Below are 23,242 nucleotides of genomic sequence, written 5' to 3'. Positions count from 1 at the left end.
GGGCTGGCAGGTGCTTGTTATCTTGTCAGCCGGACAATATAGAGCGGCGCGTGGGGCACATGGAAATAACGATTTGCTCTTTCTTTATGCCTGTCGGGCGGTAAGGGCGTTCCTCGGCCAGGCTGCTACTGTATATTTATACAGTTTCCGCTGTACCCATTGCCTGTGTCTGCCGCCACCGCGCCCCCTCCCGTCACACCCGCACCGCCCGCTGCGCCAGCGCAGCCCGCGTACGTCGTCGCCGTGCGTGCGCTGTGCGAGTTCACCGCCAAAGCGGGCGACCTGGACCTGCGTTTCGTGCCGACGCCGTCGGCGCAGGAAGGGGTGGCGGGGCATGGCGTGGTGACCAGCCGTCGCGGCGCGGGCTATCAGGCGGAAGTGGCGCTGTCCGCGGATTTCGGTCCGCTCCACGTCCGCGGCCGTGTCGATGGCTATGATCCGGCTGCCAACCGGCTCGAGGAAATCAAGACGGTCCGCGGCGACGCCGCCGTGCCGGACAACCACCGCCATCTGCATTGGGCCCAGGCCAGGATCTATGGCTGCCTGCTGTGCCGCAAGCTGGGGCTGCCCGGGCTGGAGATCGCGGTGGTCTATTTCGATATCGTCAGCCAGCGCGAGCACCCGGTGGTGGCGCATTTCGACGCGCCGGCGCTCGAGGCATTTTTTGTCCAGTCCTGCGAGCGCTTCCTGCACTGGGCCCGGGCCGAGCTGGCGCACCGGCAGGCGCGCGACGCCGCGCTGGCGCAGCTGGCGTTTCCGCACCAGGGCTTCCGCCCGGGCCAGCGCGAACTGGCGCAGGCGGTCTACAACGCCAACCGCGCCGGGCGCCACCTGCTGGCGCAGGCGCCCACCGGCATCGGCAAGTCGGTCGGGACGCTGTTCCCGGTGCTCAAGGCCATGCCGGGCCAGCGGCTCGACAAGGTGTTTTTCCTGTCGGCGCGTTCGACCGGGCGCGCGGTGGCGCTGCACGCTGCCGCGGCCCTGCGCGGCCACGGCGCGCAGCCGCTGCGCGTGCTCGAACTGGCTGCGCGCGACAAGGCCTGTGAACATCCGGAGCTGGCCTGCCATGGCGAATCGTGTCCGCTGGCGCGCGGCTTCTATGACCGCCTGCCGGCCGCGCGCGAAGCGGCCCGCGCCGTGCCGGTGCGCGACCGCGCCGCGGTGCGCGAACTGGCGCGGCAACATGCCATCTGCCCTTACTACCTGGCTCAGGAGCTGGTGCGCTGGAGCGACGTGGTGGTGGCCGACTACAACTACTACTTCGACCGCAGCGCGATGTTGTATGCGCTGACCGTGGCCAATGGCTGGCGCGCCAGCGTGCTGGTGGACGAAGCCCATAACCTGGTCGAGCGCGGCCGCGCGATGTACACCGCGGAACTCGATCCGCAAGCGCTGCGCGAACTGCGCCGCGGCGCGCCGGCGCCGCTGTCCCGGCCGCTGGCAAGGTTGGCGCGGCAGTGGAGCACCCTCGCGCGCCAAGGTGACGATGCCTACGAGGTCCTGCCGGAAGTGCCCGCGGCGTTTCGCCGCGCGCTGGACGAATGTTGTGCGGCGGCGCTGGCCTACATGACCGAGCATCCGGGCGCGCACGATCCGGCGCTGCAGCGCTTCTACTTTGACGCACTGCATTTCGCCCGCCTGGCCGAACAGCTCGATGCGCATTCGCTGTTCGATATCCAGCGCACGCCGCGGCGCCGCGGCCATCATGCGCGGCTTTGCCTGCGCAACGTGATCCCGGCCCCGTTCCTGCGCCCGCGCCTTGCCGCCGCGCATTCGGTCACGCTGTTTTCCGCGACCCTCGATCCGGCGGACTATTACTTCGACACGCTGGGCCTGCCGTCCGATTGCGCGCGCGTGCAAGTGCCATCGCCGTTCCGTGCCGAGCAGCTGTCGGTGCGGATTGCCGCGCGCATCTCCACGCGCTATGCGCGGCGCGAGCAGTCGCTGCCGGACATCGTCGCGCTGATTGCCGACCAGTTCCGCGCGCGCCGCGGCAACTACCTGGCCTTCTTCAGCAGCCACGAATACCTGCAGCAGGCCGTCGCCCGCTTCGCCGGGTCGCACCCGGACATCCCGCATTGGGTCCAGGCGCGCGGCATGGACGAAGCCGCGCAGGCGGCGTTCCTGGAGGCCTTTGCGGAAGGCGGCGAGGGCATCGGTTTTGCGGTGCTCGGCGGCGCCTTTGCCGAGGGTGTCGACCTGCCGGGCGCGCGCCTGATCGGCGCCTTCGTCGCCACGCTGGGGCTGCCGCAGTTCAACGCCGTCAACGAGCAGTTCCGCGCGCGCATGGAGCAGGTGTTCGGGCAGGGCTACGCCTATGCCTACCTGTATCCGGGATTGCGCAAGGTGGTGCAGGCGGCCGGCCGGGTGATTCGCACGCAGCAGGACCAGGGCGTGCTGTATCTGATCGATGACCGCTTTGCCGCGGCGGAGGTGCGGGACCTGCTGCCGTCATGGTGGGAAATCGTGTCGGCGGCGTAGAAATTACACGCTGGCGCCGCGGATGCGGCATGCTGGCGCCGTAGCTCCGCCTCAGGTCGGCCTCAGTTCAGCTTCAGGCCGGCCTCGTGCTGGCCTGGAACGAATCTGGCAGGCACACCGTCACGCGCCAACCGAAGAAAGGAATCACCATGCCGATGACCCAACACTATGCCGCCACCGAGCCGACCCGCACCGAAGTGGACACGCTGTCCGGCGCCACCGTGCTGGAGTTTGGCGCGCCGTGGTGCGGCTATTGCCAGCGGGCCCAGCCGGCGCTGGCCGAAGCCTTCGCGGTGCATCCGGACCTGCGCCACCTGAAGATCGAAGACGGCAGCGGACGCCCGCTGGGCCGGTCGTTCCGCATCAAGCTGTGGCCGACGCTGGTGTTCCTGCGCGACGGCCAGGAAGTCGCCAGGCTGGTGCGCCCGACCGAGGCCGAACCGATCCGCGAGGCGATGCGCCGCATCGCCTGACCGCCGCGCGCTGGCGCCGGCTTACTTGGCGAACACCTGGCTCAGGTCGCCAAAGGCCTTGAACTCGAGGGCGTTGCCCGACGGGTCGAGGAAGAACATGGTGGCCTGTTCGCCGACCTGGCCCTTGAAGCGCATGTGCGGCTCGATCACGAACCGGGTGCCGGCCGCGCGCAGGCGTTCGGCCAGCGCCTCCCACTGGTCCATCGGCAGGATCGCGCCGAAATGGCGCACCGGGACGTCGTCGCCATCGACGGCGCTGGTGGCACGGTGGCCGCATTCCTCGGGCGACAGGTGCGCCACCACCTGGTGGCCATAGAAGTTGAAATCCACCCACGCCTCGGAACTGCGGCCTTCCGGGCAGCCCAGCAATCCGCCATAGAAACTGCGCGCCTCGGCCAGGTCGCGCACGGGAAACGCCAGGTGGAACAGGGGGATCGTGGAAGTCGTGCTCATGGGGCTTTATGGAGGGAATGGTTCTGAACGGGCTGCGAATCGGCCTGCGCGTTGATTGTAGTCAGCACAACCCGTAATATGAAGCGAATCATTTTTGCCCTGAGCATCAAAGATTTCGATAGATGATCCGCTACTTCCAGACCTTCCTGACGGCTGCCGAAAGCGGGTCGTTTTCCGCCGCGGCGGCACGGCTGGCGCTGACCCAGTCGGCCGTCAGCACGCAGATCCGGCGCCTCGAGGAAGACCTGGACTGCCGCCTGTTCGAGCGCACCGGCAAGTCGGTCGTGCTCAGCGAAGCGGGGCGCAAGCTGCTGCCGGAGGCGCGCCGCTTTGTCGAGCTCTATGCCGCGATGAAAGACCGCGCCGGCCCGCACGCCGATGCCGCGCCGGTCGAGCTTGGCGCGGTGTCGACGGTGCAGGCCACCTTGCTGGCCGAGGCGATGCGGCACTTCCGCCAGCGCTTCCCGGACTCGCACGTCAACGTGGTGCCCGGCATGTCGACCCAGCTGCTGACGCAGGTCGATGCGCGCGAGCTCGACGTGGCGGTGCTGATCCGGCCGCGCCTGGGTTTGCCGCCGGACCTGAAGTGGGTGCCGCTGGTGCGCGAGCGCTTCGTCGGCATCGGCCCGGCCGGCTCGCCGCAGGAACTGCGCGCGCTGCTGGAGGCGCTGCCGTTTATCCGCTACAACCGCCACAGCACCGGCGGCCAGCTGGTGGACCGCTACCTGAAGCGGCAGCGGCTCTGGGTCAGGGAAGGGATGGAGCTGGACGAGCCGGCGGTGATCCTGCAGATGGTGGCGGCGGGCCTGGGCTGCGCCATCATCCCGGCCGAACTGGTGCCGCTGCGCGAGACCGCCGGGGTGGTGCAGGTGCCGCTGCCGGGCGGGCCGCTCTATCGCGAGGTAGGCGTGCTGGTGCGTGAAGCGGCGCTGCGCCGCGCGCCGGTCGCGGCGCTGATCGACGCCTTCGTGGCGGCGAGCGCGCGCCGGCAGCCGGTCGAGGCTTAGGTAAAGCTCAGAGGCTGCCGGGCAACACCATCGTCACCAGCACCGAGGCATCCGACACCGCCGTCACGTCGTAGCGCACGCAAGGCCCCAGGTACAGCAGGTCGCCCTGGTGCAGCTGGCGTTCGGAGCCGTCCACGCGCACGCGGACCTCGCCTTCGAGGCATTGCACGGTCATGGGTCCGTCGACCGCGTGCGGGGGCACATGCTTGCCGGCCTTCAGCACCAGCCGCATCACTTCGAGGGGACCTTCCTTGAACAGGGCCTGGGTGGCGGTCTGGTCCAGCCGCACGCCCAGGGGCAGCACGCTGGCGATCTGTCCGGAAGCTAGGTGGGGAAGGGACATGCGCGGCTCCTCGCGTCTGGTGGGGTGGCTTGTCAGGCGCGCCGTCGCGGGGCGGCGGCACGCCTTCTCAATCTAGCACCGGAGCGCGCGCATCCCTAGCACGCAGCGTGGTGTCGCCGCCAGATCAGGCCGTGGCGGCAGCGGGTGCGCTGCGATGGGCCGGCGCCTCCGACACACCGCTGCGGTCCAGGCCTGCAACTTCCAGGCTGGTGGCGCGGTGGGCGCCGTCGGTGAACGGGTCACGCCGGTCATTGACGCGCGCGCCATCGGTGAAGGGGTCGCGCCGGTCGTTGACGCGCGCGCCGTCGGTGAACGGATCGCGCTTGCCATTGTGCAGGGCGTAGCCGTAGCGGTCGCCGGCAACGCCGCGATCGTTCAGGCCTTGCGCCAGGGCGGGGGTGGCGGCGCTGATGGCTGCGAGGGAGAGGGTCGTGGCAAGAAGGGCTTTGAGAGCGTTTTTATGCATGTCTGCTGTTTTTTGGGGTAAGGGGACGGCCAGCCCGCAATGGGCCGCGCAGGCTGGCGGGTTTGCTGCCTGCACCGTCCGGATTCGCCTTGTGGGCGGTGCCGCGCCTGGTTGTTTGCCCGGCACGGGACGAAGTGTAGTCACCCCTGTCTATTCCTGTGATGATTTAACTGGTCATCGTTCAGTCGTTTTTTTCATCCGTCGATCCTGGCACGGCAGCCAGCTTGCGCGCGGTCTGCCAGCCGCCGCCGAGGGCCAGGAACAGGTCGACCTGCCGCGCGGCAACCTGGCCCGCGGACGCCGCCAGCGCGGCCTGCGCGGCAGCGAGGTCGCGCTCGGCGTCAAGATGCGCCAGGTAGGGCAGGCGCCCGGCCTGCCATAGCCGGCGCTGCTGCCGCGCGGCTTGTGCGGCGTGCTCGCTGGCGGCATGCAGGGCCGTGTGACGTTCCAGTTCGCGCGTGTAGCCGGCCAGCGCGGTCTCGGTTTCCTGCAGCGCGCGCAGCACCACGCCGTCGAAGCGCGCCAGCGCGGCATCCGCGGCGGCTTCCAGGCCGCGGATGCGGTGCCGCACGCCATTGGTGGGCCAGGTCCAGCTCAGCAGCGGCCCCACGCTCCAGCGCGCCGTGGGTCCGCTGCCAAGATGGCTCAGCACGCCGGTCAGTCCGGCGCTGGCGCCGATGCGGATCGACGGATACAGGTCGGCCGTAGCCACGCCGATGCGCGCGGTGGCGGCAGCGAGCTCGCGTTCGGCCTGGCGCACGTCGGGGCGCCGTCGCAGCAGCGCGGCGCCGTCGCCGACCGGCAGCGGCGCGCGCAGCACGGGCTCGGCGTCGCACGCCACCTCGGCCTCAGCCAGCGCCGCCGGCGCCAGGCCCAGCAACAGCGCCAGCCGATAGCGCGCGGCGCTGCGTGCCGCTTGCAGCGGCGGCAGCACCGCGCGCAGCGCTTCGCCGCGGGCAAGCTCGCGCGCGACCTCGGCGGGCCCGGCGCGGCCCGCAGCGAGCAGGCGGCGGGTGGCGTCCAGCGTGCGCTGCTGCACCGCCAGCTGCTCCGTGGCGGCATGCAGGTCATGCGTGGCGGCGCAACCTTGCACGTAGGCGCGCACGGTCTGCGCGGCGACGGTGACGCGCACCATGTCCAGTGTCGCCTCGCTGGCCTGCGCGCCGGCCAGCGCGGCCTCGTCGGCGCGCGCCAGCTTGCCGAAGAAGTCGATCAGGTAGGACGCGCCCAGCCCCAGGTCGCCCAGGTTGAATACTGGTGGCTGCGCCTGCTGCAAATAGCTCTCCCCCGACAGCTGCGCACGCGACACGCCGGCGCCGGCGTTGCCCTGTGGCAGGTTTTCGGCTTCGACTTCGTGCAGCAGCGCAAGCGCGCGGCGCAGGTTGGCGTTGGCGGCGCGGATATCGGTATTTGCCGCCAGCGCCTTCATGACCAGCCGGTCGAGCCGTTCGTCGTCATAGAGGCGCCACCAGTCGTCAGGCACGGGGGCGATCGCCACGTCCGGTCCCTGTGCAGACTGCAACGGGCCATTGGCCGCGGTCGCGCGTACCGCCGCGTGATCGGGCACGCGATAGTCCGGTCCCACCGTGGTGCAGGCACTCAGGCACGCAATCAGGCACGCAATCAGGCACGCAATCAGGCATGCCACCCAGGCACGACGCGGCCTCACGATCGCGGCCCCGTGCGGCGCGCGGCGCCGTTGTCTGGGGCCGGCTCGCGCACCGCCACGGTGGCGGTGCGCCCGGAGACCAGGCGCACGTCGGCAGGGACGTCTTCCAGCACGATGCGCACCGGCACGCGCTGCGCCAGCCGCACCCAGTTGAAGGTGGGATTGACGTTGGGAAGCAGGTTGGAACCCGCGCTGCGGTCGCGGTCCTCGATGCCGGCGGCGATGCTGTGCACGTGGCCGCGCAAGTGGCGCGGCTCGCCCATGATATGCACGTCGACCGGGCTGCCGATGTGGATGCGGTGCAGCCGGGTTTCCTCGAAATAGCCTTCCACGTGGAAGGAGCCGGCATCGACCATCGACAGCACCGGTCGCCCGGTCGAAACATAGTCGCCCAGCCGCGGCAGCCGGTCGTTGAGATAGCCCGCCACCGGACTGCGCACGCTGGTGCGTTGCAAGTTCAGCCGGGCCAGCCGCACCGCGGCTTCTGCCTGCGCCAGCGCGGCCTGGCCTTGCTCGACGCGCGCACGCCCCTGCTCGGCGACTTCGGCGGAAACCACGCCGTCCAGGTCGCGGTTGCGCGCGGCTTCGCGCCGTGCCTGCGCCAGCGCGGCACGCTGGGTCGCCAGCGTCGCCAGCGCCTGTTCCAGGGCGAGCGCGTAGCGGTCGCGGTCGATCTCGAACAGGACTTCGCCGGCCTGCACGTACTGGTTGTCGCGCGCCAGCACGCGCGTGACCAGCCCCGATACGTCGGGCGCCACCTGGACGATGTCGGCACGCACGTGGCCGTCGCGGGTCCAGGGCGCGGCGGTGTAGTAGTCCCACAGGTGGCGCAGCACCAGCAGCGCGGCGATGGCGGCCAGCAGCGTCGGCAGCACGGGAAGCAGGGAGCGGAGTCGGAAGGTCATGACGGCAGTCCGGGCACGGCGGCGAATATGGCAGCCACGGCGCCCAGGACGATCACATAGAGAGAAAGATTGAACAGCGAGCGGTGCCAGATATGCCGGTAGCAGCCCAGCGCGGCCAGCACCATGCGGATTGCCGTGGCCGCGGCGAAGGCCAGCACGGCCAGCACCAGCACGCCGGGCACGAACACGCCGTAGAGGTCGATTTCACTAAGCATGGGTGCAGCGAAGAAGGTGGGATCAGCGGGACAAGGTCATGGCGGGAAGCGGAAGCAGCGTGACCTGCAGCACCACCAGCGCGCCCAGCGTGCCGTGCTGGCCTGCGCGGCCGCTGGCCGCCACCGCTGCCATGGCTTCGCCCATGGCAGTGGTCAGTGCTGCCGGCACCGGTACGCGCCGGCCCGCGCGCCCTTGCGCACGGAAATGCCGCGCCACCGCGGCCAGCACCCGGCGCACCGGCTTGCGCGCGGGCGCCGGCAGGTCCGGCAAGGCCTTGCGCAGCGCCAGTGCGCAATAGCCGACCTGCAACGCATGGAAGCCGTCGGTAGACAAGGGATCGCCGGCTGCGCCCAGCCGCGGCACCAACTGGCCCAGCCGGTCCAGCATGCGCGCGCCCAGCCGCGCATCGCCATCGCTGGCACGCAGCGTGGCGGCCTGCGCCAGGTCGTGCCAGCTGGCGCGCACCAGCCGCCGTGCCGCCGCGCGCGCGCCGAACGGGCGTGCCGCCACCGACCACAGCGGCGCGAACACCATGGCCGCGGCGCTGGCCAGGCAGGTATTGAAGAGGGCGAGGAAATCCGCGTCGAACACCGCCTGCACATTGGCAAACGCGGCGGTGTTGACCGACAGCAGCATCGCGATCAGCTGGAACCCCGGCCGCGCAATCAGCAGGCCGATGCCGAGATAGGGCAGCGCCAGCAGCGCGGCCAGCGCTTCGAAGGTGTGCGCATGCGGCACCACCAGGAACAGGTAGCCGGATGAAATCAGCAGGCAGATCGCGCTCCAGCGCACGAAGGCGCCGGCCATGCGCCGCGGCTCGTCGACCGCGGCAAAGAAGCAGCACGCGATCGAAGCCACCACCACCGCGCCGGCGCCGTCCTCCCAGCCCGACAAGATCCACAGCAGCCCGGCGCAGAACACCGCCAGCCCGCTGGACAGCGCGCCGAACAGCAGCATGCCGTGATCATGGTGATGGCCGGCAGCTTCCGCAGCGGCTTCGCCGAGTGGCAGCGGCGTGCCGGCGCGGTGGTCGCCGATGCCTTGCTGCAGCGCGCGGCATTCGCCGTACAGGACGTACAGGCGCTGCAACTGGTCGGCCGCCGTGGCGGCAAGGCGATCGTGCCAGCCGCTCGCGTCGGGTCCGCACAGCATCCGCCAGCCTTCGGGCGCAGCCGCAGGCGCCGTGGCGGCCTTGTCGCCCAGCCATGCCGCCGTCGCCGCCAGCGCCTCGTGCAAATCTGCAGGGATGTCGCGGGCATGGCAGCGCAGCGCCTGCAGCACGCTGTCAAGCGACGACAGCAGCGGCATCAGCATGGTCATGCGCCGGCGCAGCGCGCGCGCGTAGCGCAGCGTGTGGCTGCCTTCGGTGTCGTAGGCGAGCTGGCTGATCAGCTGGTCCAGTTGCAGGATGTCGGCGGCCAGCTGGTGGCGGCTGTGGTCGGCGCGCGGGCTGCCGGCAAGGATGTCCGAGGCCCAGGCCGCGGCATCGGCCAGCCACGCATCGGCACGCGCGCGCAGCGCCGGCGCGACCTTGGCCGGAAACACCACCGAGCCCACCAGTCCGGCGCAGACGATGCCGATCACGATCTCCTCGATCCGCGCCACGGCGATGTCGAAGATCTGCGCCGGCTGGCTGACCGCCGGCAAGGCGACGATCGGCAACGTGTAGGCTGCCAGCAGGCACACGTAGCTGCGCGGCGTGCGCTGCAGCAGCGACAGGTACACCAGCACGCTGATCCACAGCCCGATCGCGCCCATCAGCACGATCGGCATGCTGACCAGTTGCGGCACCGTCGCCACCGCGGCGGTGGCGCCCAGCACCGTGCCGGCAACGCGATACGCCGCCTTGGAGCGGGTCGCGCCGGTGAGCGGATGCGAGACGAAGTACACCGTCGCCATGGCCCAATACGGCCGCGCCAGCCCCAGCGCCAGCGCGATGTAGAGCGCCAGCATCGCAGCGGCGAATGCCTTCAGCGAGAACAGCCACTGTCGTGCATTCGGCCAGCTAGCCATGGAGCGGGGTCTTGAAGGGAAGGTTGGGGGCGCTTGCCGCCGCCTGCCGCTCCGCGCTTCATTGGGGGCGCGCTTTGGGCAGGGGCGACATGTTGGGAGCGAAGTGTAGCCGCACTGTAGCCGCACATTCAGCATTCCATTCATGATTTAATATTGGCTTTTCCATTCGCGTTATTCATGGAGAGGCGCGTCCGTCCTCCACGCCAACATGCCCATCGATATCCGCGCGCTGCGCTATTTCGTCGAGACCGCGCGGCTGCGCAGCTTTACCCAGGCCGCCTCGTCGCTGTTCGTGACCCAGTCGACCATCAGCAAGATGGTCCGCCAGCTCGAGGACGAGGTCGGCCAGCCGCTGCTGATCCGCGAAGGCAAGAGCGTGCGCCTGACCGACGTCGGCCGCGTGGTCTACGAGCGCGGCCAGGAGGCGCTGGGCGTGGTGCACCGGCTGACGCTGGAGGTTGCCGACCTGTCCTCGCTGGGGCGGGGGCAGTTGACGGTCGGCATCCCGCCGATGGTCAACCTGTTCTTCTCGCCGGCGGTCAGCGCATTCCGGCAGCGCTATCCCAACCTGTCACTGACGCTGGACGAGCACGGCGGGCAGGTGGTGGAGCAACTGGTGGCCAGCGGCGAGCTGGAGGTGGGCGCCACGGTGCTGCCGGGCGACAGCGGCCTGGCGCTGGAAACGCGCCAGTTCGGCCGCTATCCGATCTGGGCGGTGGGGCCGCGCAAGGCGGCCTGGGCGCGCGGACGCACCGTGTCGCTGGCGGCGCTGCGCGACGAGCCGCTGGTGATGCTGACCGAGGGTTTCTCGCTGACGCGCAAGCTGCGGCAGGCCTTCGTGGAAGCGCGCATCGAGCCGCGCGTGGTGGCGCGCAGCGGGCACTGGGACTTCCTCGCGTCGATGGCGGCGGCGGGGCTGGGCACTACCTTCCTGCCGCAGCCGCTGGCGGAGCGCCTGCAGGCGCAGGACACGCTGGCGATGGCGCGCCTGACCGAACCCGCGGTGGACTGGACCATGGCGCATATCTGGTCGCCCGGGCGCTATCTGTCGCACGCGGCGCGGGCGTGGCTGGCGGTGTGCGAAGAGGTGCTGGGGAACGGGCGAACCGAGGGGCGGGCGGGCTGAGCCTGTCGCCTTACTTGCCGCGGCACTGCTCGGGCGGGATGTCGAGCAGCACCAGCGGCTTCTGTCCGGCCGCATAGTGGTAGCGCAGCCGGATCCCCAGCTTGCCCAGCACCGGCACATCCGGGTTGCGGCAGATGCCGCGCTCCAGGATCGGCTTGGCCGTCGCCATGAAATCACGGGTGTCGTCGCGGCTGGCATCGATGCCGGAGACTTTCAGGTGAAAGTCGACGATCTTGCCGGGCCGCGCCACGCAGCCGTCGAAGCGCGTGGTGTCGTCGAGGTCGACCGGGCCGGCGCGCATCAGCTCCTGGCAGGCCAGACGCAGTTGCCGGTCGGCGTCGCCGGTGGTCAGGCGCGTGACCCCATGCATGCCGGTCGGCTTGCCGCGCACGGTGCCCAGCAGCAGCGTGGCAAGCTCAGACAGCGGCGGCAGTGGCGATGGGGACACGGTGGCGGCTTGTGTGGCGGCTGGTGGGGCGCAAAGAGCAAGTGCCGTGGCCAGCAACGACAGGTTGACGGCGATGCGGCGCCAGCGGCAGAGAGCGGGAGCGGGAACGGCGTGGACGGCGGCGGGGTCAGGGGGCATGACGCAGACAGAACGGGGGCGGCGGTTGCGCTGCTACTTTAGCCCTGTGTCCTTGCGGCCGTTGTCAGGCTTTGTCCTACGCTGCAACAGTACGCTTGCCGGGCCCGCGCGCTCAGAGCTCCAGCACCAGCCGGCCGCCGCCGCAGGCGCGCGAGCAGCACGCCATCATGCGATGGTTGGCGTCGCGCTCGGCGCGCGTCAGCACCACGTCGCGGTGGTCGACCTGGCCGGCCAGCACGCGCACTTCGCACGAGCCGCAAAGGCCTTCCTCGCAGTCGCTCTGCACGTCGATATTGGCGCCGCGCAGCGCGCCCAGCAGGGTCTGCCCCGCCGGCACTTCCAGCACCAGGCCGGAGTCCTTCAGCTCCACGGTAAAGGGCTGTTCCTTCGATGCATCCAGGGTGCCCAGCCGCGAGACGAAATGCTCGACGCGCAGCGCCTCCGCCGGCCACGCCGCGCAGCATTCGGCCAGCGCATCCAGCAGGCGCTGCGGGCCGCAGGCATAGATCTGCGTGTCCGCGTCAGGCTGCCCCAGCAGCTTGCCAAAGTCGGCGCGCCGGCCTTCGTCGCTGGCGTGGACCTGCAGCCGCGTGCCGTGCAGCGCCTGCAGTTCATCAAGCATGGCCATGGCCTGGCGCGAGCGCCCGCAGTAATGGAAGGTGTAGTCGATGCCGAGCGCGCGGGCGCGCCGCGCCATCGCGCTCACCGGCGTGACGCCGATGCCGCCGGCGATGAAGATCGCCCGCCCGCATTGCTCATCGAAGCGGAAATGATTGCGCGGGCCGCGGATGCGCAGCCGGTCGCCCGCCCTGACGCTGCCGTGGACCCACGCGGAGCCGCCGCGGCTGGCGGGATCGCGCAGCACCGCGATCTCGAGCGCCGCCGCATCGTCCGGATCGCCGCACAGCGAATACTGGCGCGACAGCCCGGTGTCGCCGCATTCCACATCGATATGCGAGCCGGGCGCCCAGCGCGGCAGCGGCTTGCCGTCGGGCGCCACCAGCCGCAGCCGCAGCACGCCGTCGGCGGCGGGCGTGGCGCGCTCGACCAGCACCGTGCGGGCGATGGTGTGCGCCGACGGCTCGCCGATGCGCACCGGCTGGCGCACCGCCAGCAACGCCGGGTCGCGGCGCTCGGGATTCTGCGCGGGGTCCCATTCCACCAGCAGGTGCTCCGGCCCGCGGAACGAGGTGTTGGGCACGTAGGTGAAGGTCTGCTCGGCCAGGCGCATATGCGGCAGCCGGCGCGTCAGCTCTTCCAGGAACACCTGCATCTCCATGCGCGCCAGGTTCTTGCCCATGCACTGGTGCGAGCCGTAGCCGAAGGTCAGCTGCTCGCTGGCGTTGTCGCGGCGGATGTCGAACAGGTCGGCATCGGCGAAATGGCGCTCGTCATGGTTGGCCGACGAGGTCACGATCAGCAGCTTGCTGCCCGCCGGCAGGCGGATGCCGCCCACTTCGGCGTCGCGCGTGACCAGCCGGCGCCATGCTGCGACCGAGCCGTTATGGCGCAGGCATTCCTCGACCGCGTTGGGGATCAGCGCGGGGTCTTCGCAGAGCTCGCGCCAGGCGTCGGGATGCTGCAGCAACAGCTTGATGGCGTTGGCCGAGGCGTTGGCGGTGGTCTCGTGCGCGGCGACGATGCCGGCCATCATCATCGAATGCAGGTAGGAGTCGGTCACCACCTCGGGCAGTTCCTTCTGCTTGCGCAGCCCGTACTGCATCCAGCCAGGGCCGGACGGGTCCTCGCGCATCTTGTCGAGGATGCGGCCGGCCAGCTGCCAGAAGTTGCCGACGGCGTGCGCCACCGCCACCTGTTCCTCGGGCTTCGGCCGGCCCCAGGTGTTGACGGTATGGGCAATGGAGTACTGGCGCAGCAGGTCCATGTCCTCTTCGGGCACGCCCAGGAAATGCAGCGCCACCGTCAGCGGCACCTCCCACAGCATCTGGTCGACCAGGTCGGCGCGGCCATCGTCGATAAAGCGGTCGACATACTCGCGCGTCAGGCGCCGCACCAGCGGTTCGTGGTGCGCCAGTTCGGCGGGCGTGAACGGTGCCATCAGCGCGCGCCGGCGCGGCATGTGGGCAGGCTCGTCCTCGTTGACCAGCGTGCGGTTCATGGCGTAGCCGTAGCTGGCCAGCACGGCGTTGGCTTCGTCGCCGGTGGGGGTGATCTTTTCCAGCGCGATCGACGGGCTGAAGGTCAGGTTGTCGCGGAAGATCGCCTTGATGTCGTCGTAGCGCGTGACCACCCAGTAGCCCAGCTGCGGGCTGTAGAACACCGGCTCCTGCTCGCGCGACCAGCGCACGTATTCGGGCGGGTCCTGCTGGTAGCCGTCGCCGAAGGGGTCGAACTGCGCCGCGTTGTGGCTGACCGGGCAGCCGTTGGGCGCGGCCAGGGTGCTGTGGTCGATCGGGCAGCCGCGGGCGGCGCCGGTGGCGGAGATGGTCATGCTGCGGACTCCTGGCAGAAATCGATGCCTGGCAAAAAGCGCTGCCGTCCGGGCGCGCCGGACGGCAAGCGGTGTTGCGGCCGGACTCAGTTGTCCAGCGTGATCTTCAGGTCGCGGATCAGCTTGGTCCAGCGCCCGGACTCGCTGCGCAGCAGCTCGCTGAACTGCGCCGGCGTGTTGCCGACGGGCTCGACGCCAAAGTCGACCAGCCGCTTGTTGACCGCCGGCTCGCGGATGGCTGCGACCACGTCTTTGTTGAGCGTATTGATCACCTCCGGCGGCGTGCCGGCCGGTACCACCATGCCCACCAGCGCGGCGGCTTCGACGCGCGCATAGCCCAGCTCGGCAAAGGTCGGCACGTCGGGCAACTGCGGCAGGCGGGTGGCATTGGCCACGGCCAGCGGGCGCACCTTGCCGCCCTTGATAAAGCCGGCGCCGGCGGCGTAGTCGACCATCATCGCGGCGACCTGGCCGGCGGCCACGTCCGACAGCGCCGGCGCCGCGCCGCGGTACGGGGCGTGCGTCATCGGCAGGCCGGCTTCCACCTTCAGCAGCTCCATCGCCAGGTGGTGCGGGCTGCCCGCGCCGGCCGAGCCGTAGTTGATGCCGCCCTGCGTGGACTTTGCCTGCGCGATGAAGTCCTTGGCTGTTTTGGCCGGGCTGCCGGCGCCCACCACCAGGATCATCGGGAAGCGGCCCAGCAGCGTCACCGGGGCCAGGTCCTTGGCGGGATGGTAGGACAGCGACTTGTACAGCACCGGGTTGAACACCAGCGTGCCGTTGTCGGCCGACAGCACGGTATAGCCGTCGGCAGCGGCGCGTGCGGTCTCGGCGGCGCCGATGGCGGTATTGCCGCCCGGCTTGTTGTCCACCACCACCGGTTGCCCGACCTTGGCCGACAGCCCCTGGCCGATGGTGCGCGCGAGGAAATCGGAGCCGCCGCCGGCGGCATACGGGACGATCCAGCGGATCGGCTTGGCGGGATACGGATCGGCGGCGTGAGCGGCACTCGCGGCCAGCATCGGCAAGGTCAGCGCGCCGATGGCGAGGCGCACGGCAAGGGCAAGGCGGGGGCGGGGCATGGTTGTTGTCTCCTGAAGGATGGACCGGGTCGTTGCCTGGTGTTTTCTGTTTTGCGTAAATCATATACGCATTGCGTAACGATTGAATGCGGGTTAACCTTGAACCGGCTTCCCGTCACGGTGTGGCATCGTCCGCTGTCGCCGTGAACCCCCCGCACCCATCGCGTAGCCCGGTCCCGCCATGCCCCGAACCAAAGCCCCTGAACCCGTCATCGAAACCGCCGCGACCCGCACGCGCGAACGACGCCAGCGCGTGCAGTCGGCCGTTACCGGCATGGCCGTGTTAAAGGGCCTGGCGCGGCTGGGCGGGCGGGCCAGCCTGACCGCGCTGGCCGCGCAGATCGACGAAAGCCCGGCCAAGGTGCACCGCTACCTGGTCAGCCTGGTGGAAGAAGACCTGGTGGCGCAGGAGCCGGGCACGCAGCAGTACCACCTGGGCTTCGAGGCGCTGCAGATCGGCATGGCGGCGATGCGCCAGGCCGACCCGATCCGGCTGGCCGAGGCGTCGCTGGTGCGGCTGCGCGAGACCCTCGAGGTGACCTGCTTCGTCGCGGTGATGGGCAACAAGGGCCCGACCATCATGCGCTTCGAGGAACCGGGCCTGCCGGTGACGGTGAACGTGCGCGCCGGTTCGGTGATGCCGCTGCTGTGGTCCGCGACCGGACGCGTGTTCCTGGGGCTACTCGATGAAAAGGGTGTGCTGGCACAGGCGAGGGAAGAACTGGCGGCCGCCAGCCCGGCGCGGCTGGCGCAGCTCGATGCCGGCGACCCCATCGGCGCGTTGCGCCGCGCGGTGCAGGCCGACGACTGCGCCTGGGTGCGCGACACCAACCTGACCGGCATCAGCGCGGTAGCCGCGCCGGTGCGCGACTACACCGGGCGCGTGTGCGCGGTGCTGACCGCGCTCGGCGCCACCGGCGGCTTCGACCCCGCCATCGACGGACCTATCGGCAGCGCCGTGCGGCGCGAGGCGCGCGCGGTCAGCGCGGCGCTGGGGTTCAACCCGGAGGGCTGAGCGGTCAGGCGGTCGCGTGCTCTCGTGCGGCACCCGGCCGGCGCGGCATGGCCGCCTCGCCGGCCGGCCGCAGCGACGGATATCCGGCCACAAACACCAGCCGCCCGGCCGACCACGTGTGCGTGACCATCGGCTGGCCCGCCACCTCGGAAACCGCGATCACGTCGGCGCGCAGGCCCGGCGCCAGGCGGCCGCGGTCGTCCAGCTGGCAGGCATCGGCGGGGTGGGCGGTGACCAGCGCCAGCGCCTGGTTCAGCGGCAGCCCGGCCTGGCGTCCGGCGGCATACGCGGCGGCGATCAGGGTCGAGGGCTGGTAGTCCGAGCACAGGATGGTGCCGGCGCCGGCCCGGATCGCGTCGATGGCGCGCATCGATCCGCTCTGGCTCTTGCCGCGCAGCACGTTGGGCGCGCCCAGGATGGTTGGCAGCGCATGGGCGCAGGCGGCCTGCGCGGTTTCCAGGTTGATCGGGAACTCGCTCATGCGCACGCCCAGCGCATGCATGGCGGCGATGCGCTGCGGCGAATCGTCGTCGTGGCTGGCGGTGGGAATGCCCAGCGTATGCGCCGCGGCCACCAGCCGGTCGACGCGCTCGTGCGCGCCCTCCATCGCCGCGGCCTTCTGGCGCGCGGCATCGGTGGCTGCGTCGCGGCTCATGCCGTGGTTGCCCATCATGTAGGCCAGGTAGGCGTCCATGGTCTTGAACTGGCCCTGGCCGGGCGAGTGGTCCATTACCGAGAGCAGGTCGACCACGCCTTCGGCCATCAATGCTTCCAGCACCGGCACGGCGCCGGCGTCGGCGACCTCGTAGCGGCAGTGGATGCGGTTGTCGACCAGGCTGTGCTGCCGGTAGGCGGCGATGGTGCGCACCACCGTGGCCGCGGTATCGACGTTGCGCACGCCGAACTGGTTGCCGGCGAACGACAGCGCGTGATAGGGCGTGGTGATGCCGGCCGCGGCGTTGCGGCGGTCGACCTGCGCCACGGCGAAATCCAGCGGAAACAGCACGCTGGCGCGCGGCTCCACCTCTTTCTCGATGGCGTCGCAATGCACGTCCACCAGGCCGGGCATCACGGTATGGCCATGCAGGTCGACCACGGTGGCGTGGGCGGGCACGGCCGCGGGCGCCGGCTCGATCGCCGCGATGCGGCCATCCTCGAGCAGCAGCGCGCTGTCGTGCAGCATGCGGTCCGGCAGCACCAGGGTGGCGTGGGTCAGGTAGGTCGCAGGCATGTCTGGCTCCGTTCGGGGCGGTTCGGTTCAGGCGAGGGCGGTAGCGGTGGCTGGGTGCAGTGGCAGCAGGCGCGTGGCCACGGCGTCGCGCACGGCTTCGTCGTGGAAGATGCCGATCAGCGCGCGGCCTTCGGCCAGCGCTTCGCGGATCAGCGCGACCACCACGGCGCGGTTGTCGGGGTCGAGCGAGGCGGTGGGCTCGTCCAGCAGCAGGATCGGATGGCCGCCGATCAGGCCGCGCGCGATATTGACGCGCTGCTGCTCGCCGCCCGAAAAGGTGGCGGGCGGCAGCTCCCACAGCCGGCGCGGCAGGTTCAGCCGCGCCAGCAGCTCGGCCGCGCGGGCGCGCGCCTCGTCCTCGCCGGCGCCGCGCTGGCGCAGCGGATCGGCCACCACGTCGAGCGCGCCCACGCGCGGGATCGCGCGCAGGAACTGGCTGACATAGCCGATCACGTCGCGGCGCAGCTGCAGCACGCGCTGCTCGCTGGCACGGCCGAGCTCGACCCACGGCGCGCCGTCGGCGCTGGTATCGCGCAGCCGGATGCTGCCTTCGGTGGCCAGGTAGTTGCCGTACAGGCAGCGCAGCAGCGTGCTCTTGCCGGTGCCGGACGCCCCGGACAGCACCAGGCATTCGCCGCGCGCGGCATCGAAATCGATTGCGCGCAACACCGGCAGGCGGATGCCGCCCTGGTTGTGCAACGTAAACATCTTGCCGAGGCCGCGCACCTCGACCAGCTTCTGTGGTTGTTCTGCGTGCATCGTGCTCAGCCCTGCAGGATGGAAGAAACCAGCAACTGCGTGTACGGATGCTGGGGATCGTCGAGGATCTGGTCGGTCAGGCCCTGCTCGACCACGCGCCCGCCCTGCATCACCAGGGTGCGGTGCGCCAGCAGCCGGGCCACGGCCAGGTCGTGCGTGACCAGCACCGCGGCCAGGTCCAGGTCCGCCACCAGGCGGCGCAGCAGGTCCAGCAGGCGTGCCTGCACCGACACATCGAGCGACGCGGTGGGCTCGTCCATGAACACCAGGCGCGGATGCGTGACGAGGTTGCGCGCGATCTGCAGCCGCTGCTGCATGCCGCCGGAAAACGTGCCGGGCACATCGTCCAGCCGCGCCAGGTCGATCTCCATCTTTTCCAGCCAGTTGCCGGCGACTTCGCGCAGGTTGCCGTAGTGGCGCTCGCCCACGGCCATCAGCCGCTCGGCGATATTGGCGCCGGCGCTGACCTGCATGCGCAGGCCGTCGCGCGCGTGCTGGCGCACGAAGCCCCAGTCGGTGCGCGCCAGCAGCCGCAGGCGCGCGCTCGACAAGGTGGCCAGGTCGGTCAGGCCGGACTCGCGCATGGCGTAGCTGACCGTGCCGCGCTGCGCCGGCGCCTGCATCGACAGCGCCTGCAGCAGCGTGCTCTTGCCCGAGCCCGATTCGCCCACCACGCACAGCACTTCGCCCGGATACAGGTCGAAGCTGACGTCATGGCAGCCGTGCAGGCCGTCCCAGGTGCGCGTCAGGTTGCGCACCGACAGCAGCGGCGCGGCGCTCATTGCGCACCTCCGGCAGCGGTGTCCACCACTTGCGCGGCCTGGCGCCCGGCGCAGTACTCGGTATCCGAGCACACGAACCGGCGCGTGCCGGCGTCGTCGGTGATGATCTCGTCCAGGTAGCTGTCGGTGGCGCCGCACTGCGCGCAGCAGTTGGACCATGACTCGACGGTGAAGGGATGGTCGGCAAAGTCCAGGCTCTTGACCGCGGTGTACGGCGGCACCGCGTAGACGCGCTTTTCGCGGCCCGCGCCGAACAGCATCAGCGCCGGGCTGCGGTCCAGCTTGGGGTTGTCGAACTTCGGGATCGGCGAAGGCCGCATCATGTAGCGCTGGTTGACGATCACGGGGTAGTCGTAGGTGGTGGCAATGTGGCCGTGGCGGGCGATGTCCTCGTACAGCTTGACGTGCATCGCGCCGTATTCCGCCAGCGCGTGCATGGTGCGGGTCTCGCCTTCGCTCGGCTCGAGCCAGCGCAGCGGCTCCGGGATCGGCACCTGGAACACCACGGTCTGGCCCGCGCGCAGCGGCGTTTCCGGAATCCGGTGGCGGGTCTGGATGATGCTGGCCTCGCTGGTGCGTTCGGTGGTCGGCACGCCGGTGACGCTGGCGAAGAAGCGGCGGATATTGATGGCGTTGGTGGTGTCGTCCGAGCCCTGGTCGATCACCTTGAGCACATCGTCCTTGCCGATGATCGCGGCGGTCACCTGGATGCCGCCGGTGCCCCAGCCGTATGGCAGCGGCATCTCGCGGCTGCCGAACGGGACCTGGTAGCCCGGGATCGCCACCGCCTTGAGCAGGGCGCGGCGCAGCATGCGCTTGGTCGATTCGTCGAGGTAGCCGAAGTTGTAGTGCTGGTCGCGGGCGATGCCCGCTGCCATGGTGGTGTCGGCGGCGCTCATGCCAGCGTCTCCTCTTGCTGCTGTGGCTGGGGTTGCGATGGCGGTTGCGACGGTGCCGTCACGGGCGCCGGCATGGCGCTATCCGGCGCGTCCGCGCCCTCGGCGCGCAGCCGGCGCAGCAGCTCCAGGTTGGCCTGGAAGTCCACGTAGTGCGGCAGCTTCAGGTGCTGCACGAAGCCCGAGGCCTCGACGTTGTCGCTGTGGTACAGCATGAATTCGATATCGTTGGCAGGCGCGTCGGCGGCCTCGCCGAGCGCTTCGGCGCGCATGGCGCGGTCTACCAGCGCCATCGACATCGCCTTGCGCTCGTTGTAGCCGAACACCAGCCCATAGCCGCGCGTAAAACGCGGCGCCTCGTCGGCATTGCCGGCGAACTGGCTCACCATCTGGCATTCGGTCAGCTCGATCTCGCCGATGGTGACGGCAAAGCCGAGCTCTTCGACGAACAGTTCCACCTCGGCCGTGCCGTAGCGGATTTCGGCCGCGAACGGGTGCGAGTTGCCGTAGCCGCGCTGGGTCGAGTAGCCCATCGACAGCAGGAAGCCCTCGTCGGCACGCGCCAGGTTCTGCAGGCGCGCGGCGCGGCCGGCGGGGAAGGTCAGCGGCTCGCGCGTCAGGTCGGGCGGCGCGGGGTCGCCTTCGGGAATCTCGTCGGCTTCGACCAGCTCGTCCGCTTCCAGCAGGCTGGTCACGCGCGGCATCGCGGCGGCGAGCGGCTGCTGATCAGCGGGCATGGGCTGCGGCGCGCGGCCGGTTTCGAGCGAGAAATCCAGCAGCCGCTGCGTGTAGTCGTAGGTGGGCCCCAGCACCTGGCCGCCCGGCACGTCCTTGAAGGTCGACGAGATCCGGCGCTGCAGCCGCATCGCGCCGGTATCGAGCGGCTGCGTATAGCCGAAGCGCGCCAGCGTGGTGCGGTACGCGCGCAGCAGGAAGATCGCCTCGATCTGGTCGCCGGCGGCCTGCTTGAGCGCCAGCGCCGCCAGGTGCGGGTCGTACAGCGAGCCTTCGGCCATCACGCGCGCCACCGCCAGCGGCATCTGCTCGCGGATCTGTGCCAGCGTCAGTTCCGGCACCGCGGTATCGCCGCGGCGATAGGCGTCGAGCATCCGGTAAGAGTTGAGGATGGCGCGTTCGCCCCCTTTGACGGCCACGTACATGTCAGTCCTCCACGATGGTGGTGCGCGTCAGTGCGCAGAACCGCTCGCCGCTGCACAGCAGCAGGTCGACGCCGAGCGGGAAGCCGGCGTTGTTGGCGCGCCAGGCCGCGCGAAAGCCCGCGGGCAGGCCGGCAACACGCAGCGCCTGCGTGTGCGCGATGCCGGGGCCGCGCAGCGTCAGGGTCTCGCCGTCGGTGAGCGCGGCCACTTCCACCAGCAGCGTGGCCGAGCGGTCTGGGAAGGCCGGGTCGCCCTGCGCGCAGTCCGCCAGCGCCGGCATCGCATAGCCGGCCGGCACGCAGACGAAGGCAGCGGCGCCGGGCGCTTGCGCCAGCCGGCAGCCGCAGTGAAAGCGCAGGAAGTCGCGCGCCGCGGCCGGCATGGCGGCGGGCAGCCAGACCGGCGTATCGGCATCGGCCAGTGTCAGCAGCAGCGCGGCCAGCGCCGGCGACAGGCCGTCGGGCAAGCCGCTGCGCGCCGGCAGCGTCTGCAACTGGCCCGGGTGGGCAAACGCCTGCAGCGCGGCGCGAAACACCTGCTGGGCGTCGTCGACCGGATCGTTGAAGCCGGGCAGCAGAGCGGCGGCCGGCGTGGACAGCATCGGTTGATCGCTGTGCATCTCAGTCTTCTCCGCGGACCATGGTGAAGAACTCGACGCGCGTCTGCGCGGCCGTGGCCGCAGCGTGCGCGGCGCGGCTGGCGTGTGCATCGGCCAGCGGAGCGAGCACCAGGTCCTGCACGCGTTGGTGCCAGGCCGGTCGCTGCAGCAGCGCGTCCAGCACCGCGGCCTGCTCGGCATGGCGCTCGCTGCGGCCCTGGACATAGGCGATGCCAGCGGCAGCGGCCCCATCGATAGCGGCGCCGGCATCCTCCAGCACGACCGCGCAGCGCGTCACCGTGATTTCGCCAAGGTTGAACTGGGCCCCGGTGCCGCCGGCGCGGCCCCGCACCATGGCCATGCCGGGCTCGGGCTTGCGCAGCAGCCGGTAGGCGGGCAGGGCCTGCGCTTGCGCAAGCCGTTGGTAGGCGGCGTCGAGCGCTTCGGTTGGCGCGGTCGCCAGGATCCGCAGCCAGGCGGCGCGGGCAGCATGGGCAGCTTGGGCGGCCGGCACATCCGGCCGCGCGGTTTCGCTTTGCATCATCACCCCTATACGTCTATACGTTTAGATGTCGTTGCTGGAACACGCCGCCACTAGACCACAGCCAAATGAACGTTTCATGACGGGGCAGGGGATTGCTCGGGCACGCTGCCAGCGCGGCCTGACTCAGGCACAATCGCACGGCATGAGTTAACGCTTGATGACAAGAGGGCAGCGCAAGATGTCTGATCGAGAAGTGGAACGGGGTTCGGGCGTCGCGGTGTGGCGCCAGATTGGCGAGGCGCTGGCGGACGACATTCGCAACAAGCTGTACCTGCCGGGTGAGCAATTGCCGCCGGAGCCTGAGCTGGCCAACCGCTTCGCCGTGAACCGCCATACCATCCGCCGTGCCATGGGCGAGCTGGAACTGAGCGGGCTGGTGCGCATCGAGCAGGGCCGCGGCACCTTCGTGCAGGAACACGCGATCGACTACGCCATCGGGCGCCGCACGCGCTTCTCGCAAAACCTTGCGGCGCAGGGCGTGCGCGGCCATACCGAAATCGTCGCCAGCCAGGTGGTGCGCGCGCCGGACATCGCGAAGCAGCTGGGGCTGGCGCGCACCGCCGAGCTGCTCCATGCGCAGATGATCGGCAAGGCCGAGGACCGCACCATCGACGTGGCCGAGCATTACTTCGACGTGAAGCGCTTTCCCGGCATCGACGAGGTGCTGCGCGCCAAACAGTCGGTATCGCGAGCGCTGGCGCAGTTCGGCATTGCCGATTACACGCGCAAGTGGTCGCGCATTACCGCGGCGATGCCGAGCGCGCCGGTGGCGCGGATGCTGAACCAGCCCAAGACGCGCCCGGTGCTGCAGGTCGAGGCGCTGAACGTCGATATCGACGGCAATCCGGTGCAGTACAGCGTGGTGCGCTTCGCCGGCGACTGGGTGCAGCTGACGGTGTCCGACCGCGACTGAGGCGCTCGTGCCGCATTGGTCTAGACATCCGGCTGTCATCTGCCTGCGCTACTGTCTGCGGTCAACCCCACC

The 23,242-nt window shown here is 70.3% G+C and carries 23 protein-coding genes; 6 read left to right on the top strand and 17 right to left on the bottom strand.

Features of this window, described 5'->3' with window-relative positions; genetic code table 11:
* Nucleotides 1-159: 159 nt before the first annotated feature.
* Nucleotides 160-2,481, top strand: coding sequence for an ATP-dependent DNA helicase (locus tag A2G96_RS26365; protein ID WP_062803141.1), 2,322 nt, complete (start codon nucleotides 160-162; stop codon nucleotides 2,479-2,481).
* A gap of 149 nt (nucleotides 2,482-2,630) precedes the next feature.
* Entirely contained in the window at nucleotides 2,631-2,954 is a 324-nt protein-coding gene (locus tag A2G96_RS26360; protein WP_062803140.1) for a thioredoxin family protein, read from the top strand.
* A gap of 21 nt (nucleotides 2,955-2,975) precedes the next feature.
* Here the strand turns inward: A2G96_RS26360 and A2G96_RS26355 are convergent, their stop codons facing one another.
* A complete protein-coding gene (locus A2G96_RS26355) occupies nucleotides 2,976-3,407 on the bottom strand; it encodes a VOC family protein (RefSeq protein ID WP_062803139.1) in 432 nt (143 codons plus the stop codon).
* 122 nt (nucleotides 3,408-3,529) lie between these two features.
* Between A2G96_RS26355 and A2G96_RS26350 the strand changes: the two genes are divergently transcribed.
* Nucleotides 3,530-4,414 (top strand): LysR family transcriptional regulator, encoded by an 885-nt coding sequence (locus tag A2G96_RS26350; RefSeq protein WP_062803138.1) that lies wholly within the window; start codon nucleotides 3,530-3,532, stop codon nucleotides 4,412-4,414.
* A gap of 7 nt (nucleotides 4,415-4,421) precedes the next feature.
* On the opposite strand, the gene A2G96_RS26345 is transcribed toward A2G96_RS26350, so the two are convergent.
* The 6 genes from A2G96_RS26345 to A2G96_RS26320 form a co-directional block, all read right to left on the bottom strand.
* Nucleotides 4,422-4,757: a cupin domain-containing protein gene (locus A2G96_RS26345; RefSeq protein ID WP_062803137.1), complete on the bottom strand. Its 336-nt coding sequence runs from the start codon at nucleotides 4,755-4,757 to the stop codon at nucleotides 4,422-4,424.
* 124 nt (nucleotides 4,758-4,881) lie between these two features.
* The gene (locus A2G96_RS26340) at nucleotides 4,882-5,223 is read right to left on the bottom strand and encodes a hypothetical protein (RefSeq protein ID WP_062803136.1); all 342 of its coding nucleotides are present in this window, start codon (nucleotides 5,221-5,223) and stop codon (nucleotides 4,882-4,884) included.
* A 181-nt stretch (nucleotides 5,224-5,404) separates the two neighbouring features.
* The gene (locus tag A2G96_RS26335) at nucleotides 5,405-6,892 is read right to left on the bottom strand and encodes an efflux transporter outer membrane subunit (RefSeq protein ID WP_062803135.1); all 1,488 of its coding nucleotides are present in this window, start codon (nucleotides 6,890-6,892) and stop codon (nucleotides 5,405-5,407) included.
* A complete protein-coding gene (locus A2G96_RS26330; RefSeq protein ID WP_062803134.1) occupies nucleotides 6,889-7,797 on the bottom strand; it encodes an efflux RND transporter periplasmic adaptor subunit in 909 nt (302 codons plus the stop codon). The genes A2G96_RS26335 and A2G96_RS26330 overlap by 4 nt, the downstream gene beginning before the upstream one ends.
* Nucleotides 7,794-8,012: a DUF1656 domain-containing protein gene (locus A2G96_RS26325; protein ID WP_062803133.1), complete on the bottom strand. Its 219-nt coding sequence runs from the start codon at nucleotides 8,010-8,012 to the stop codon at nucleotides 7,794-7,796. The genes A2G96_RS26330 and A2G96_RS26325 overlap by 4 nt, the downstream gene beginning before the upstream one ends.
* A gap of 22 nt (nucleotides 8,013-8,034) precedes the next feature.
* Nucleotides 8,035-10,026, bottom strand: coding sequence for an FUSC family protein (locus A2G96_RS26320; protein ID WP_062803132.1), 1,992 nt, complete (start codon nucleotides 10,024-10,026; stop codon nucleotides 8,035-8,037).
* Nucleotides 10,027-10,234: 208 nt separating this feature from the next.
* Here A2G96_RS26320 and A2G96_RS26315 point away from each other — a divergent pair, with 208 nt between their 5' ends.
* Nucleotides 10,235-11,152: a LysR family transcriptional regulator gene (locus tag A2G96_RS26315; protein WP_062803131.1), complete on the top strand. Its 918-nt coding sequence runs from the start codon at nucleotides 10,235-10,237 to the stop codon at nucleotides 11,150-11,152.
* A 10-nt stretch (nucleotides 11,153-11,162) separates the two neighbouring features.
* On the opposite strand, the gene A2G96_RS26310 is transcribed toward A2G96_RS26315, so the two are convergent.
* From A2G96_RS26310 to A2G96_RS26300, 3 genes are all read right to left on the bottom strand, one after another.
* Nucleotides 11,163-11,600, bottom strand: coding sequence for a hypothetical protein (locus A2G96_RS26310; RefSeq protein ID WP_335340567.1), 438 nt, complete (start codon nucleotides 11,598-11,600; stop codon nucleotides 11,163-11,165).
* A 250-nt stretch (nucleotides 11,601-11,850) separates the two neighbouring features.
* Nucleotides 11,851-14,190: a cytochrome P450/oxidoreductase gene (locus A2G96_RS26305; RefSeq protein WP_062803129.1), complete on the bottom strand. Its 2,340-nt coding sequence runs from the start codon at nucleotides 14,188-14,190 to the stop codon at nucleotides 11,851-11,853.
* A gap of 86 nt (nucleotides 14,191-14,276) precedes the next feature.
* Nucleotides 14,277-15,272, bottom strand: a complete 996-nt coding sequence (locus A2G96_RS26300; protein ID WP_062803128.1) for a Bug family tripartite tricarboxylate transporter substrate binding protein — start codon at nucleotides 15,270-15,272, stop codon at nucleotides 14,277-14,279.
* Between the two features lie 181 nt (nucleotides 15,273-15,453).
* Here A2G96_RS26300 and A2G96_RS26295 point away from each other — a divergent pair, with 181 nt between their 5' ends.
* Nucleotides 15,454-16,287 (top strand): IclR family transcriptional regulator, encoded by an 834-nt coding sequence (locus tag A2G96_RS26295; protein WP_062803127.1) that lies wholly within the window; start codon nucleotides 15,454-15,456, stop codon nucleotides 16,285-16,287.
* 4 nt (nucleotides 16,288-16,291) lie between these two features.
* Here A2G96_RS26295 and A2G96_RS26290 read toward each other — a convergent pair whose 3' ends face one another.
* Genes A2G96_RS26290 through phnG form a run of 7 tightly spaced genes read right to left on the bottom strand, consistent with a single transcriptional unit; the run spans nucleotide 16,292 to nucleotide 22,257 of the window.
* The gene (locus A2G96_RS26290; protein WP_062803126.1) at nucleotides 16,292-17,518 is read right to left on the bottom strand and encodes an alpha-D-ribose 1-methylphosphonate 5-triphosphate diphosphatase; all 1,227 of its coding nucleotides are present in this window, start codon (nucleotides 17,516-17,518) and stop codon (nucleotides 16,292-16,294) included.
* 27 nt (nucleotides 17,519-17,545) lie between these two features.
* Nucleotides 17,546-18,277, bottom strand: coding sequence for a phosphonate C-P lyase system protein PhnL (gene phnL, locus A2G96_RS26285; protein ID WP_062803125.1), 732 nt, complete (start codon nucleotides 18,275-18,277; stop codon nucleotides 17,546-17,548).
* Nucleotides 18,278-18,282: 5 nt separating this feature from the next.
* The gene (phnK, locus tag A2G96_RS26280; protein WP_062803124.1) at nucleotides 18,283-19,059 is read right to left on the bottom strand and encodes a phosphonate C-P lyase system protein PhnK; all 777 of its coding nucleotides are present in this window, start codon (nucleotides 19,057-19,059) and stop codon (nucleotides 18,283-18,285) included.
* Complete coding sequence (locus A2G96_RS26275) at nucleotides 19,056-19,958, bottom strand: alpha-D-ribose 1-methylphosphonate 5-phosphate C-P-lyase PhnJ (protein ID WP_062803123.1); 903 nt, start codon at nucleotides 19,956-19,958, stop codon at nucleotides 19,056-19,058. The genes phnK and A2G96_RS26275 overlap by 4 nt, the downstream gene beginning before the upstream one ends.
* Nucleotides 19,955-21,115, bottom strand: a complete 1,161-nt coding sequence (locus A2G96_RS26270) for a carbon-phosphorus lyase complex subunit (protein WP_062803122.1) — start codon at nucleotides 21,113-21,115, stop codon at nucleotides 19,955-19,957. Before A2G96_RS26270 ends, A2G96_RS26275 begins: the two co-directional genes overlap by 4 nt.
* Nucleotide 21,116: 1 nt before the next feature.
* A complete protein-coding gene (gene phnH, locus A2G96_RS26265; protein WP_062803121.1) occupies nucleotides 21,117-21,734 on the bottom strand; it encodes a phosphonate C-P lyase system protein PhnH in 618 nt (205 codons plus the stop codon).
* 1 nt (nucleotide 21,735) lies between these two features.
* Entirely contained in the window at nucleotides 21,736-22,257 is a 522-nt protein-coding gene (gene phnG, locus A2G96_RS26260) for a phosphonate C-P lyase system protein PhnG (protein ID WP_062803120.1), read from the bottom strand.
* Between the two features lie 178 nt (nucleotides 22,258-22,435).
* Here phnG and phnF point away from each other — a divergent pair, with 178 nt between their 5' ends.
* Entirely contained in the window at nucleotides 22,436-23,170 is a 735-nt protein-coding gene (gene phnF / locus A2G96_RS26255) for a phosphonate metabolism transcriptional regulator PhnF (RefSeq protein WP_062803119.1), read from the top strand.
* The last annotated feature ends 72 nt before the right edge of the window (nucleotides 23,171-23,242 follow it).

The organism is Cupriavidus nantongensis (genome assembly GCF_001598055.1).
Classification (GTDB): Bacteria; Pseudomonadota; Gammaproteobacteria; order Burkholderiales; family Burkholderiaceae; genus Cupriavidus; species Cupriavidus nantongensis.
This window is presented reverse-complemented; position numbering and strand designations above follow the sequence as displayed.